The organism is Treponema saccharophilum DSM 2985 (genome assembly GCF_000255555.1).
Lineage (GTDB): Bacteria > Spirochaetota > Spirochaetia > Treponematales > Treponemataceae > Treponema_D > Treponema_D saccharophilum.
In genome coordinates, this window is record NZ_AGRW01000053.1 from 50,967 (window position 1) to 64,239 (window position 13,273).

10 protein-coding genes are annotated in these 13,273 nt (G+C 55.1%); 6 read left to right on the plus strand and 4 right to left on the minus strand.

The window, feature by feature from the left end; translation table 11 throughout:
• Nucleotides 1-24: 24 nt before the first annotated feature.
• The 4 genes from TRESADRAFT_RS11810 to TRESADRAFT_RS11825 all read left to right on the plus strand — a co-directional run bounded on the left by TRESADRAFT_RS11810 (nucleotide 25) and on the right by TRESADRAFT_RS11825 (nucleotide 4,439).
• Nucleotides 25-774 carry an SDR family NAD(P)-dependent oxidoreductase gene (locus TRESADRAFT_RS11810; RefSeq protein WP_002705960.1) on the plus strand — a complete coding sequence of 250 codons (750 nt, stop codon included), beginning with the start codon at nucleotides 25-27 and terminating at the stop codon, nucleotides 772-774.
• Nucleotides 775-891: 117 nt separating this feature from the next.
• Nucleotides 892-1,443, plus strand: a complete 552-nt coding sequence (locus tag TRESADRAFT_RS11815) for an STAS domain-containing protein (RefSeq protein ID WP_002705962.1) — start codon at nucleotides 892-894, stop codon at nucleotides 1,441-1,443.
• 229 nt (nucleotides 1,444-1,672) lie between these two features.
• Entirely contained in the window at nucleotides 1,673-2,602 is a 930-nt protein-coding gene (locus TRESADRAFT_RS11820) for a hypothetical protein (protein ID WP_002705963.1), read from the plus strand.
• Between the two features lies 1 nt (nucleotide 2,603).
• Nucleotides 2,604-4,439 (plus strand): LptF/LptG permease family protein, encoded by a 1,836-nt coding sequence (locus TRESADRAFT_RS11825; protein WP_002705964.1) that lies wholly within the window; start codon nucleotides 2,604-2,606, stop codon nucleotides 4,437-4,439.
• Nucleotides 4,440-4,532: 93 nt separating this feature from the next.
• Here the strand turns inward: TRESADRAFT_RS11825 and murA are convergent, their stop codons facing one another.
• Nucleotides 4,533-5,837, minus strand: a complete 1,305-nt coding sequence (gene murA, locus TRESADRAFT_RS11830) for a UDP-N-acetylglucosamine 1-carboxyvinyltransferase (RefSeq protein WP_002705965.1) — start codon at nucleotides 5,835-5,837, stop codon at nucleotides 4,533-4,535.
• Between the two features lie 3 nt (nucleotides 5,838-5,840).
• A complete protein-coding gene (gene pepT / locus TRESADRAFT_RS11835; protein WP_002705966.1) occupies nucleotides 5,841-7,076 on the minus strand; it encodes a peptidase T in 1,236 nt (411 codons plus the stop codon).
• A gap of 154 nt (nucleotides 7,077-7,230) precedes the next feature.
• Between pepT and TRESADRAFT_RS11840 the strand changes: the two genes are divergently transcribed.
• Both TRESADRAFT_RS11840 and lgt read left to right on the plus strand, forming a co-directional pair.
• Entirely contained in the window at nucleotides 7,231-8,361 is a 1,131-nt protein-coding gene (locus TRESADRAFT_RS11840; RefSeq protein WP_002705967.1) for a nucleotide-binding protein, read from the plus strand.
• Nucleotides 8,362-8,376: 15 nt separating this feature from the next.
• Nucleotides 8,377-9,366 carry a prolipoprotein diacylglyceryl transferase gene (lgt, locus tag TRESADRAFT_RS11845; RefSeq protein WP_002705969.1) on the plus strand — a complete coding sequence of 330 codons (990 nt, stop codon included), beginning with the start codon at nucleotides 8,377-8,379 and terminating at the stop codon, nucleotides 9,364-9,366.
• Between the two features lie 39 nt (nucleotides 9,367-9,405).
• Here lgt and TRESADRAFT_RS11850 read toward each other — a convergent pair whose 3' ends face one another.
• Nucleotides 9,406-11,151, minus strand: a complete 1,746-nt coding sequence (locus TRESADRAFT_RS11850; protein WP_159100067.1) for a PcfJ domain-containing protein — start codon at nucleotides 11,149-11,151, stop codon at nucleotides 9,406-9,408.
• 108 nt (nucleotides 11,152-11,259) lie between these two features.
• The gene (gene tkt / locus TRESADRAFT_RS11855; RefSeq protein WP_002705973.1) at nucleotides 11,260-13,230 is read right to left on the minus strand and encodes a transketolase; all 1,971 of its coding nucleotides are present in this window, start codon (nucleotides 13,228-13,230) and stop codon (nucleotides 11,260-11,262) included.
• Between the last annotated feature and the right edge of the window lie 43 nt (nucleotides 13,231-13,273).

Below are 13,273 nucleotides of genomic sequence, written 5' to 3' on the forward strand. Positions count from 1 at the left end.
AACGATTTTTAGAAAGGACGGAACATGATGGATTCTCTCAGCAAAATGACCGCGCTCGTCGTCGGCGGAAGCGGCGGAATCGGAAAGAGCATATCGGAACACCTTGCCGGCGAATGCGGAAGGCTTGTCGTCCACGGCGGCCACGGCTCTCCGGCGTTCGATGAATTCGCGCGCGCTCTCCGGGAAAAAAGCGGCGGCAGGACGGAAATCGAGACGCTCGTCCAGGATTTCGGGACGGGATTCTGCGGAATCGGCTCCTCGGAAATCGCACGGAAAGCGGCGGAATCGGACATTCTCGTCGTCTGCTACGGTCCGTTCCTTCAGAAAAAGCTCGACGAGATGGATGCGGGCGACTGGATAAAAGCCGCGCTGCACGACTACGCGCTTCCCGGCATACTTCTTTCCGCCGCCCTCCCCAAAATGGTCGCGCGGAAATTCGGACGGATACTTCTTTTCGGCGGGACGGGAACGGCGCACCGGACGGAATTCTTCACGAACGCGGCCTATGCGGGCGCGAAGACGGGCGTCGGGACGATTGTCGAATCGACGGCGGCATCATACGCGCGATTCGGAATAACGTGCAACGCGATTCTTCCGGGATTCACGAAAACGCAGTACACGGAAAAAATCGACGCGGTCCTCGACGCAAAAATGCCGTTGGGAAGGCAGATTTCCGCGGATTCCGTCGCGGACGCCGCGCTGTTCCTCCTCAAAAACCCCGACGCGAACGGCGTTCTACTGCGCCTTGACAGGGGCTGGTCCCCGGCTTTCTAGCAAAAGGCAACTTTTTCGGGCATTTTTTATTTTGCTAGACAGATTTCTGAAAATTGTAGTATTATTTCAACGGCATACTTTAAGAAAAATTAAGTTTCGCAGGAGATATAGAATATTATGGGTAACAACAATAATTTGGTTCCAGGTTTCAACGACGAACGCGACGACAGCCTAAAAATCAACCTTGAGAAATTGAACGATGTCGAGAACGGACTCATAATCTATCTCAATGGGTACATCGACACCTACAATTCAAGCTTCTTCCAGAAGAGGATACAGAAAGTTGTCGAAGCGGGTTTCATAAACCTCGTGTTCAACTGCGCATCGCTGAACTATGTATCATCGACGGGAATCGGTTCATTCACTGCGTTTCTCAAGATGATAAAACCGAAAGGCGGAGACATCGTCCTTCTTGAAATCCAGCCGAAAGTGTACGAGGTCTTCCAGCTCCTCGGATTCTCCCAGTTCTTCAACATCAAGGATTCAATGCAGGAAGCTTCGATGTTCTTCAAGCAGGGCGCTCCTGTCGCGGACTCGATTTTCCCGAAGATTTTCAGCTGCCCCGTCTGCTCGAAGCGGCTCAAGGCGACAAAAAGCGGAAGGTTCCGCTGCTCGGAATGCAAATCCATTCTTGCCATCAACCCGCAGGGACAGGTTTTCCTCGGCTGAGACGGGGACATAAAAACGCACGAGAAAGCCGGCATCGCGCCGGCTTTTTTCATGCCCGCCGGGACATGAGTTCGCCTTGAATTTGCGGGAAAATTCACCGAAAATTTCAATAAAATGCGATGCCCGAAAATGCCCGTCACGGCGATTCCGGGCGCGCCTGCCTGAGCGGCGGAAAACTCGCCGAGCCAGGTTCACGGTATCGTAAAAACGATTTACATCTGGGGTTCTTATGAAGACGGCACTGAAACTCATAATTGCTTACATTCTGATGTGTGTCTGCGGCGTTGCGTTCTGCGGATTCTTTTTTATGGTCTGCGGGGAGCTGAATTTCTTTGTCGCGGGAAGCGAGCTTGAGATTTCGTCATTCAACCTGTTCATAAAGGGAATGTCGTTCTCGATACCGGGAATATGCACGGTCGCCCAGCTCATGCTCATACTCTACGTCATACGGCATCCGGAAAGCCCCATCCACGCGCTGGTCGTATACATCCTCATCGGATGCGCAACGTGGTGTCTCGCGTTCCCGAAGCTCATAAGCTTCTCGGCGGGGAACGGAATCTACACCGACACGCGCATCGAGCAGAAGCAGCTTTCGGCGGGCTACTTCAGGCGGGGAAACCGGGGCATTTTCTATTATTCGAAGGTGCGCGAGAACGGAAACGCCGACGGAATATTCATCGACGAGAAAAAGAGCGACGACATCGTATCGCTTTTTCAGGACAAGAACACGTACCAGGTTTCGGCATACCCGTATTCCGACGTCCTCATCCGCGATGCCGTCGAGCCGCCGAAAATTGTCTCGGTGCCGCTCGGAATATACCGCTCGCTCATGGACGTCGCAAAAGAAAAATGGGCCGGCGGAAAGATGGAATGGCTTTCGTTTGCGTCGCTCGGGTTCGTCCTGCTTTCGATATACGGGCTGCAGTTTTTCAGCATGTGGAATCTCGTGAATTCGATTGTCGTTATTTTCACGGCGCTCGTGGTGATTCTGCTCGACTATATCGTCCTTCTCGAAAAGCTTCCAGGAATCCCGTCCGGCGCGGGCGGAAAAATCGCACTCGTGATGAACATCGTCCTTTTCGCGCTGTTCGTCGTCTACGGCTTCTCAATGAAGCTGTACCGGATTTGTATGCAGAAACAGGAATTGGAGCAGGAATAGCATGAAAAAAGTTCTGTTGATTGTATTGTCGTATGTCATTTTCTCATTCTTCGTGGCGTTTGCCGTCGTGGCGTTCTTCCAGACGCGCCCCACGATTCTGCCCGGAGACGTCAGGGCATACATTGCGCTGCAGGCCGCCCTGCTCTTCTTCGGGATGTTTCCGGCGGTCGTCTGCAGCGGATTCCTTGTCGGCTGCGCGGTCTCGTTCGGAAGGGAAATCCACGACGACGCGATGAGGACATTCTCGCATCTCCTTTTGAACTCGATTCTGTTCGTCTTCCTCCTTTTTTCCGTCGGGGAGGCGTTCGTCCCGTTCCTCCAGAATAAACAGGCGGCGCTAGAGGAAGCCCCGGTGGCGTTCAGCAAATTCATGACGCTCAGCCGGAAATGCTATGCCGACGGGCGGATGCTCGAATCCGCGAAATACGCGAACGAGGCGCTCCTGCTCAATCCGTCGAGCGAGGACGCGATGTCGCTCAGGGAACTTGCGCTCGCGAACGAGGATTCGGTGGCGGAAGCGCAGCGGGAGAAGAAGAAGAAGGAGAGGAGAACGGCGGCCGCGGCTTCCGACAAAATCCCGTTCCTCGCGCACAAAAAGGAAACGCCCCAATCGCTTCTCGAAAAGGCGCGCGCCGCGGAGCGTGACGGAAAATGGTTCGACTCGCACTACAACGCGCGCCTTGCGGAGTCTATTGCGGGAGACGACAGCGCTGTAATCGCCGAGTCAGAATCGCTCGCTCAGAAAGCCTGGAAAGAGCTCCGCGCGCCGAATGTGTTCGTCGACACGCCGGAAATCGTCCTTTTCAGGCGGAAGCTCAAGGCGTACACGATGTTCGTTTCCGGCGACAATGTCGGCGCCTACTACGAATTCCTCGCAATATCGAACAGCTCGCCCGCCGCATCGCGCGACCCTGACGTGATAAAATACCTCGCGCTGTCCTCGGAGGAAGTTCAGAAGGAGCGTTTTTTTATCGACGACATGGAGAACCTCCAGCGGTTCGAGTCGCAAACAGGCGTGCATTTCTCGCTGAAGAAGGCAGACGGGACGGTCGATGTCGTCTACATCCAGGGCATAACGTCGGTGAAGGACGCGGGAAGCGTCATAAAATACCTGCGCGGGCTTTACATATACGAATTCGGCGCGGACGGCTCTTTCAATATGAGCATCCATGCGCCCTACGCGAAGCTGATGTTCGAAGACGCCGGCTCTTTCGACAAGAAAACGAAGGAGCGGTTCTCGCTCCCCGAGATTCAGTGCGCAGTCCCGAAGATTCTGCTCAACGGAATCGACTCGCGCTTCTCCGACAAACGCTCCGTTCCCGAATTCAAAATGGCAGACGGAAGCGAAATCGACAAGGACGAATGGAACTACGTCGTCCTCGGGCTTTCGTCGGATGATTTCAACCTGCTCTGCGACAGCTCCATCGGCTCCGACAGGATGAGCCTTATCTCTCTGTGGCGGGTTTTCGGAATGGCGCGGCAGTTCGGCTACTCAAGCGAGGTTTTCGGCGCGAGCCTTCTCCGCCGCATCACCTACCCGCTGACGCTGCTCATTCTGTTCGTGTTCCTCGCCTGCATCTCGTGGAACTACCGGCTTGCCGAGAACCAGATTTTCAAATTCAAGTGGATATACATTCTTCCGATAAGCACGTTCATCCTTTATTTCTGCCTCGAATTCATAAAATTCGCGCTGAAACTGATGAACTACGTCTTCATTGCCTTCGCGGGATACGCGTCCGTCGCGATGTCGCTCGCGTGCCTTATCGCCGTGTTCGCGATTGTCTCCGCCGCATTCGTGAAAAAAGTCAGCAAATCAATAAGGAACGGGCATCGGTAATCCGTTTCCACGCGGACGTCGGATTCGGATTCAAAAAATGAGGAACGACGCCCGCTTCGGAACAATCCTTCTGCGGGCGCAGTGTCCGGAAAATCAGTCGTCTATTTCAATCCGCTCGATATGCGCGCCGAGCGACTTGAGCTTTTCAACGAGATTCTCGTATCCGCGCTCAATCTGATAAACGTTCGATATCATGCTTTCCCCATGCGCGCACAGCGCCGCGATGACCATCGCCATTCCAGCGCGCACGTCCGGCGACACGAGATTGTCCCCGTGGAGGGTGCTCGGGCCGGAAACGACGGCGCGGTGCGGGTCGCAGAGCGTTATCTTCGCGCCCATCGAAATCAGCTTGTCGACGAAGAACATCCTGCTCTCGAACATTTTCTCGAAAATAAGAACTGTCCCGTCAACCTGCGTCGCGACGACGGTCATTATCGAAGTCAAATCCGGCGGGAACCCGGGCCACGGCGAATCGTCAATTTTCGGAATCATTCCGCCGAGGTCGGGATTCACCTTCATCTCCTGGTTCACGGCGACGGAAAGGACATCAGAATTCGGTTCGCTTCCCTCGGTTATCGTCCATTTTATGCCCAGCTTCCCGAATGCGACGCGGAGCGGCCTCATGTCGCGCGCGTTCACGCCTGTTATCGAAATCGAGCCGCGGGTCGCCGCAGCAAGCCCTATGTACGAGCCGATTTCCATGAAGTCTGGGCCTATCGCGAATTCCGTTCCGTGAAGATTCCGCACGCCGTCAATCGAAAGGATGTTGCTTCCGATTCCCTCGATTTTCGCGCCCATCGAGACGAGCATCCGGCAGAGGTCCTGAACGTGAGGCTCGCTCGCCGCATTCGTTATCGTCGTATGCCCCTCCGCGAGGACGGCGGTCATCACGGCATTCTCTGTCGCGGTCACGCTCGTCTCGTCGAGAAAGATGTCGGCGCCCACAAGCTTGTTCGTGGTAAAGTTGAACGCTCCGTCAATCTCAATCCTGACGCCAAGCTCCTGGAGCGCGAGGAAGTGAGTGTCCACCCGTCTCCGCCCGATGACGTCGCCGCCGGGAGGAGGAAGGACAGCCTTTCCCGTCCGGGCGACGAGCGGTCCCGCAAAGAGAATCGACGCGCGTATTTTTTTCGAGAGCTCCGGGGGAATCGACGAGTTGCTGATTTCGGCAGATTCAATGCGCCATTCGTGGGCGGACGTCTTCGTGACCGTCGCGCCGAGCGCCTGGAGGATGTGGAACATTACGTTCGTATCCTCTATTTCCGGAATATTCCTGAGCATAACGGCGTCTTTTGTCAGCAATGTAGCCGCTATGCACGGAAGGGCAGCATTCTTGTTTCCGCTTGCCGCAACGGTTCCCCTTATCGGAATTCCGCCTTCAATTTTGTATTTGTGCATCAGTTATTTCCTTTCCGCATCGGAGACGAGGTTCACCAGAACGAGGACGGCTTTCTCCATCTGCTCGAGCGACGCCCATTCCGTGCGCGAATGATAATTATGACCGCCCGTGAACATGTTCGGAGTCGGGATTCCCATCTCGGTGAGACGAGAACCGTCAGTCCCGCCGCGAATCGGCACGAACACCGGCTCGACACCGGCTTTTTTGTACGCGGCGACAAGCGAATCGACGACGCCCGGATTCTTGTCGAGCCTGTCCCTCATGTTCTCGTACTGGAACGTGTGGACGACCTCGGTCTTTCCCCCGAACGACAGCGCAGCCGCGGACGCGAGAGCATCGACGACGCGTTTTCGCCGCTCGATTCCGTCTTTCTCAAAATCGCGGAGGAAAACGCAGACATGCGCGCTCTCAATCGTGCCCTCAATCGACATCGGGGCGAAGAATCCCATCTTTCCGTCGGTCGTCTCGGGCGCCTCGTTTCTCGGCAGGCTCGTCACGAAGGAGGACGCCATCGTCAGCGCGTTCACCATTCCGGGACGGGCGCTTCCCGTATGCATCGAGCGGCCCGTGAACGTGACGTCGCTTTTGTACGCGTTGAAGCATTCCGTCTCAAGCTCGCCGATATGGCCGCCATCGACCGTATACGCTTTTTTCGAGGCGATAAGCCCGAGCGGAACGTTGTCCATCCCGTGCCCCGTCTCCTCGTCCGGAGAGAAAATCACCTCAATCACGCCGTGCGGAAGCCCGCCTGCAATAACTTTCTCGACCGCGCACATTATTTCCGCGACGCCCGCCTTGTCGTCCGCGCCGAGGAGCGTGCTGCCGTCCGACGTTATGACGGTCTCGCCGTTCTTTCCCGCCTCAAAAAGCGCGCTGTCGCAGGCAGGGTCGAGGACGACGCCGGAGGGAAGCTCAATTTTCCCGCCGGAAAAAGACGCGTGGACTATCGGCTTCACGTTCTCGCCGGAAACTTCCTCAACCGTATCGATATGCGCGAGCAGCGCGACCGGCTCGGCGTCTTCCATCCCGCTCGTGGCGGGAAGTTTTCCGTAGACGTAGCAATGCTCCGTGACAGCGACATCGGAAAGCCCGATTTTCTTCATCTCGTCCGCAAGCAGATTCGCAAAGTCGAACTGGCGGGCAGTTGACGGCTGCACGCCGCCGTCCGCGCTCTCTGAATCAGACGTGGACCAAATCCTCACATAGCGAAGGAAACGCTCCAAAAGCATTTCTTCCATTTCCATTTCTCCATAATTAGTTGTTTCGATTTCGGCTGCAAAGTATAGCACGGATTGGCTTTTTTGAAATCGCCCGCGCCCGTTCCCTTCCCGAGCGAAGCCGACGACGAATCAAAAGACAACAGGGCGGGGATTGTGGTATAATCACGGCACTATGCAAATAATTCCAGTCGCAAGCGGAAAAGGCGGAGTCGGAAAGAGCCTCCTGTCCGCAAACTTAGCAATCGCACTCGGCAAGGCAGGAAAGAAAGTCGTGCTTGCCGACCTCGATCTCGGCGCGTCGAACCTGCATCTGGTCATCGGTCAAATGTCGCCAAAAAAGGGAATCGGGACGTTCCTCACCGGAGAATCGAAATTCGAGGACATAATAGAAAAAACGGAGTACGAGAACGTCAGCTTCATCGCGGGCGACTCCGAAATCCCGGGCTTGTCATCGCTCAAATTCGCGCAGAAAAATTCACTGATAAAGCATTTCCAGAACGTGGACGCCGATTATCTCATCCTCGACCTCGGCGCGGGAACGCACCTGACGATACTCGACCTCTTCCTTCTTTCACCGCAGGGAATAATCGTGACCGCCCCGACCGTAACGGCGACGCTCAACGGCTACCTCTTCCTGAAGAACGCCGTGTTCCGCCTTATGGCCGCCACATTCAAGAAGGGAACGAAGGCGAACGAATACCTCGCCAAACTCAAGAACGATTCCGCGTCCCTCCAGCGCCTCTACATCCCGAAACTGATAGAGACGATTTCCGGAATCGACCCGGAATCCGCGGAAAAATTCAAGAACAGGATACGGAAATTCCACCCGCGCCTAATCATGAACATGATTGACGAGCCGAAGGACGCGGACAAGGCGCAGAAAATCCGCCGCTCGTGCCAGCAGTACCTCGGGCTTGAGGTCGAGTCGCTCGGCATAATGTACCGCGACACGATGCAGGACAAGGCTCTCTCGTCACGGCTTCCCGTCTCCGTCTACAAACCGAACGCCGTCCTGTCGCAGGCGATTTTCAGGATTGCGGAAAAAATCATGCAGAGCGAGACGATTGCGTTCGACCTTGAGTCGGCGGACGATTCGTTCGACATCGCAACGGAAGAGGCGAACGACGACTTTGCCTCGAAGATGTCGTTCGTCGAGGACCTCGTGGGAACGGGAGCGCTCAGCGTGAACGAGCTTGCGGAAGTCGTCAAGCAGCAACAGTACGAGATTACGACCCTGAAACGGGAAAACACGCTCCTGAAGTCGAAGATTGTCAAAGCGGCAGCGCTCGGCTTCAAGGTCTGACAGGAGAGAAAAGCGATGCCTCTCTATATCGACTACCCTTCTTGGATTCATCCGGAGATTTTCCCGAACGTTCCCGTGCTCGGACTTGTCCGCTGGTACGGGCTCATGTACATACTCGCGTTCTCGACGGCGTTCCTCGTCCTCAAAAAAGTCATGAAGGAGGGCGCGCTCGACTCGGACGGAACGAAGGCGACGGAAGACGACATCTTCTCGTTCATCGCGACAGGAATCATCTTCCTGCTTATCGGCGCGCGCGTCTTCTCGACGCTCGTATACGACACGACCGGCGACTACCTGAAAAAGCCGTGGCTCATATTCTGGCCGTTCAAGAACGGGCATTTCACGGGCCTTGCGGGAATGAGCTACCACGGGGGATTCATCGGCGGGCTTCTCGGCATGATTTTCTGGTGCTGGAAGCACAAACGCCCGACGATGAGATGGATTGACGCGATGTGCACCGCGATTCCCCTCGGATACACGTTCGGGCGCATCGGGAATTTCATGAACGGAGAGCTTTACGGAAGGATTACGACAATGCCGTGGGGAATCGTGTTTCCCGGAGTACCCCGCGCGGAACGGTTCTCCTCAAAAATCGAATGGGTTTCGGCCTTCATGGAAAAAATCGGAATGGAGGCGACGGGCGGGCTTGTAAACCTCCCGCGCCACCCGAGCCAGCTCTACGAGGCCCTTTTCGAGGGAATTCTCCTGTTCTGCATTATATGGCTCGTCCACAAGAAGAAGCCGTTCGACGGATTTATCGGCGGTCTCTACACAATCGGATACGGAACAGTGCGGTTCTTCATCGAATATTTCCGCGAGCCTGACGCGGACATCGGCTACCGGTTCAGCGTCGACGGAGCGCAGATTTACGAGAACACTTCGCTCTTGAACATCTCGACTGGGCAGATTCTCTGCTTCCTGATGATTCTCGGCGGAATCGGAGTCCTTGCGGTCTGCTTCCTCCTCGACAAAAAGCGGCGGCGAAAAACTGCCGGACAAAAATAGACAGATGAAAAGCGGAGCCGAACAGCCCCGCTTTTTTGTTCACCGGTACCGTATCTCGTATTTCGCGGAGAGGTTCTTACGCTTCATCCATTCCTCTATAACGCCCTTGTACCTCGGAAGAATCGGACCGTTGCAGGCTCCGCTCGCCTGGACAATCTCATACGCGAACGTCTCATTGTTCTGGCGGATTTCGAAGCACGCGCGAAGTTTTTTCAGATGCGAGAGGACGACAATCGCGCACTCCCCGGAAAGAACCTTGCTTCTGTAAAGATAGCCGACGCAATTCCTCAGCTCGGTGCTTATCTCGTACATCTCGTCCGTCGTCCTCGGAAGGATGAAGAAGAAGTCGCCGTCATTCCCCCGTTTCATGAGATTCGAGCCGAGCCCCGTCTTCCGCTGTATTTCGGGCAGCTCAAGCTCCGCCTCAAGAAAAGGCTCATCGTAGTCGTCGCCGTCTTCGGAAACGCCATCCTCCATCATGTCGTCGTCAAGTTTTTCCGCCATCCGCGCAGCCTTCGCCATCATAAGCTTGTTTTTCCGAACGTCCTCGCTCGTGTATTCGATATTCTCAAACCCTTCGGCAACTTCATCTTTTCGGATTATCTCCTCAAGCCGCTCCGTTTCTTTTCCGTATTTTATATCCTCGTTCACGACATGCGGCTCGTTGCTCGTGTAGCCGCCCCAGAAATCGGGCTGGAAAAGCTCGAGCATCTGGTCGTGCATCTGAGCGGTCATCCCCTCCTTGAGGATTCTCTCGTGGAGCGGAACGGGCAAATCGCGCGCGTTCTTGTCGTACAGCTCCACGGCGTCCTTCATAATGTCGAACGGCTCGGACGACATGAATTTCACGAACCGCTTCGCGACGACAATCTGCGTTTTGTCAGTGAGCGCGTTCTGAACCCAAAGCCGGAGCCCGTTGAGCATGTTGAAATTGTACGACACGCCGTGAACGGAATAGAAAGCGTCGCGCACGTAGACGCAGCGTCGGACGATTGAGAACCGGAGCTGCCCTTTTTCGGCGAAACGCTTGTACAGACTCTCGTTTCCCGCAATTACCTTGATTGCGTTCGCGTCCCTGAACCCGACAAACTGCGCCATCGCATGGAGGAGAATCGCCCGCGGTTTTTTCTGGAAATCTCGGCGGAGCTGCTTGCTCTCGCGGATTTTCATTATCGCGCAGAAATCCTTGAACAAATTTATGTCCGTCCTGAACGAAAATTTCCCGATTCCGTCAACGAGCGGCGCAATTTCCGAAAACTGCGGGCACGACGGAAAGCGCACGAACTCGGCAAAAAGACCTTTCGGGACGTGCAGCTTCACGCCAAAAAGCCGCGCGCAGAACGTCTCGAGGATGCACTCGATGCGCCGCTGGAGGAATTCCGGGATGTCGGTAAAATCGAAATCGCGCCGGTGATAAATCCGCCCGCTCATAAAATCGAAATACTTGGTGAACGAATTGTTTATCTGATAAATCCTGCCGTCGTGTATGTCCGAATAGCTCATCAGCTTGCTCGCGCTCAAAAAGAACGCGTCCGGATTCGACTCAAGAATCATCTGGTTGTCAGTCCACGCGCGAAGAAGGGAGAGATGCCCCGCCACGGGAAATCCGCATGAGAAAACGCTTTTTCCGCCGACAATCGTCACGATTTCCCATTTTCTGTGGACGGCACACCAGCCGCTTTTCCGAATATTGTCGAACGGAACGAACGCCTGCGGAACGGCGATTCCCGCGACCGGCTCGTTCCATCTGTTTTTTTCGGTGTCGAAATTGTAGAACACGTTCATGATATGAATGATATGGCATTTTCGCGGAATCGTAAAAAAAATCCCGCCGAATCCGACGGGATTTTCCATCCAGCGAATCATCAAATGCGACGATCCGCCTTTTTTGTTTTACGACTCGATAAGCGAGGCGAGTTTTTCCGCGGTGAAGCCGAGCGACTCTGCGACTTTCTTTGCGGGGCCGCTCTCGCCGAACCTGTCGATTGTGAACAAGTCCTTGCGGTCAGAAACGTAGAATTCCCAGCCGTTTCTCACTCCGGCTTCCACCACGATTTTCCGCGACGACTTTCCGAGAACGGAATCCCTGAACGAATCGTTCTGGCGCTCGAAGAGCGTTTTGTCGAGAACGGAAACGACGCGGACGCTTTTTCCGGAAACCTTCGCGGCAGCTTCCAGCGCCATCGAAACCTCGGAGCCGGTCGCGATAACCGTCACGTCGGGGTTGTCGCCGCCCTTCTTCACGACGTACGCGCCGCGGACAGCATTCTCCTTCCATGACGAATCTTCCTTCGCGTAGACGGGAACGTTCTGCCTCGTGAGCGCGAACACGACCGGATGGTCTTTGGACGCCATCGCCATGTTCCACGCGACGACAGTCTCCTCCGCATCGCCCGGACGAAGAACTTGGACGTTCGGAATAGCGCGGAGTGAAGAAAGATGCTCTATCGGCTGATGAGTGGGGCCGTCCTCGCCGACGTAGATGGAATCGTGCGTCAAATCGTATATGACGGGCTGCTTCATCAATGCGGCAACGCGGATTGATGGGCGCATGTAGTCGGAGAAGACGAGGTATGTCGCGACGAACGGCCTGATTCCGCCGTGCGCGCTCATTCCGAGGGCGATGCTCGCCATTCCGAATTCCCTGATTCCGTACTCGATTGAGCGTCCCGCGCGGTTATCGGGCGTGTACGTTCCGCCGTCGCACTTCATGCCCGACTTGTTCGAGCCCTTCAAGTCAGCGGAGCCGCCGACGAGATATGAATAGCGGAGCCCCATGGCGTTTATCATGTCGCCGGAAGCGGTTCTGGTCGCAACAGACTTTCCGACCTCGTATTTCGGGTCATCGGCAGTTCCGTCCTCAGCCCCATCGAAGCTGGCCTTCCACTGTTTCGCAAGCTCCGGATTCTCTTTCGCCCAAGCGTCGAACTCTTTTTTCCAGTCTTCCTCTTTCTTCGCGAAATCCGCCTTCTTGCCTTCGAAATATTTGTACGCTTCCGGGTCCACCTGGAAGAATTCGTCAGGATTCAAGCCGAGGTTCTTCTTTGTGGCGGCAACGTCGTCGACGCCCAACGGCTCGCCGTGGACAGAAGGAGTTCCCTGCTTCGGAGCGAATTTGCCGATGACGGATTTGAGCATGATGAGAGTCGGCTTCTCGGTCTCGGCTTTTGCCTGCTCAACAAGCTTGGCGATGCCTTCGACATCGTACATGTCGCCCCTCAAAACCTGCCATCCGTACGCCTCGTATCTCTTTCCGATGTCCTCGGTAAACGTGATGTCGGTGGAGCCGTCTATAGAAATTTTGTTCTGGTCGTAGAATACGATAAGTTTTCCGAGTTTGTTATGGCCCGCAAAAGAAGACGCCTCGGAAGAAACGCCTTCCTCAAGGCATCCCTCGCCGGAAAGAACATACGTGTAGTGGTCTACAATCGTGCGCTTTTCGGTATTGAATTTCGCGGCAAGCATCGTTTCTGCGAGCGCCATTCCGACGCCGATCGCGATTCCCTGCCCAAGAGGTCCCGAGGTATTCTCGACGCCGTCAGTCCATCCGAATTCCGGATGTCCCGGGCATTTTGAGCCGACTTGACGGAACGACTGTATGTCATCAAGGCTGACTTTGTATCCGCTCAAGTGAAGAATCGAATACAAGAGCATAGAACCATGTCCCGCAGAAAGAACGAAACGATCGCGGTCTGCCCACTTTGAATCAGCCGGATTGTGTTTCAGGATTTCTCCGTACAAAACAGCAGCCAGCTCTGCGCATCCGAGCGGAAGTCCAGGGTGGCCTGAGTTCGCCTTCTGGATGGCATCGATTGACAGGCTGCGGATAGATTTTGCAACAGCAGCAATTCCATTCAAGTCCATAAAAAACTCCATAAAAACAAAAATAAAACCGCAGAGAAGGCGG

Excerpts from the sequence above, each read along its gene's own strand:
- TRESADRAFT_RS11810 (WP_002705960.1), top strand. The coding sequence starts at position 25 with ATGATGGATTCTCTCAGCAAAATGACCGCGCTCGTCGTCGGCGGAAGC.
- TRESADRAFT_RS11850 (WP_159100067.1), bottom strand. The coding sequence starts at position 11,151 with ATGAACGTGTTCTACAATTTCGACACCGAAAAAAACAGATGGAACGAG.
- TRESADRAFT_RS11820 (WP_002705963.1), top strand. The coding sequence starts at position 1,673 with ATGAAGACGGCACTGAAACTCATAATTGCTTACATTCTGATGTGTGTC.
- TRESADRAFT_RS11840 (WP_002705967.1), top strand. The coding sequence starts at position 7,231 with ATGCAAATAATTCCAGTCGCAAGCGGAAAAGGCGGAGTCGGAAAGAGC.
- tkt (WP_002705973.1), bottom strand. The coding sequence starts at position 13,230 with ATGGACTTGAATGGAATTGCTGCTGTTGCAAAATCTATCCGCAGCCTG.
- murA (WP_002705965.1), bottom strand. The coding sequence starts at position 5,837 with ATGCACAAATACAAAATTGAAGGCGGAATTCCGATAAGGGGAACCGTT.
- pepT (WP_002705966.1), bottom strand. The coding sequence starts at position 7,076 with ATGGAAGAAATGCTTTTGGAGCGTTTCCTTCGCTATGTGAGGATTTGG.
- TRESADRAFT_RS11825 (WP_002705964.1), top strand. The coding sequence starts at position 2,604 with ATGAAAAAAGTTCTGTTGATTGTATTGTCGTATGTCATTTTCTCATTC.
- lgt (WP_002705969.1), top strand. The coding sequence starts at position 8,377 with ATGCCTCTCTATATCGACTACCCTTCTTGGATTCATCCGGAGATTTTC.
- TRESADRAFT_RS11815 (WP_002705962.1), top strand. The coding sequence starts at position 892 with ATGGGTAACAACAATAATTTGGTTCCAGGTTTCAACGACGAACGCGAC.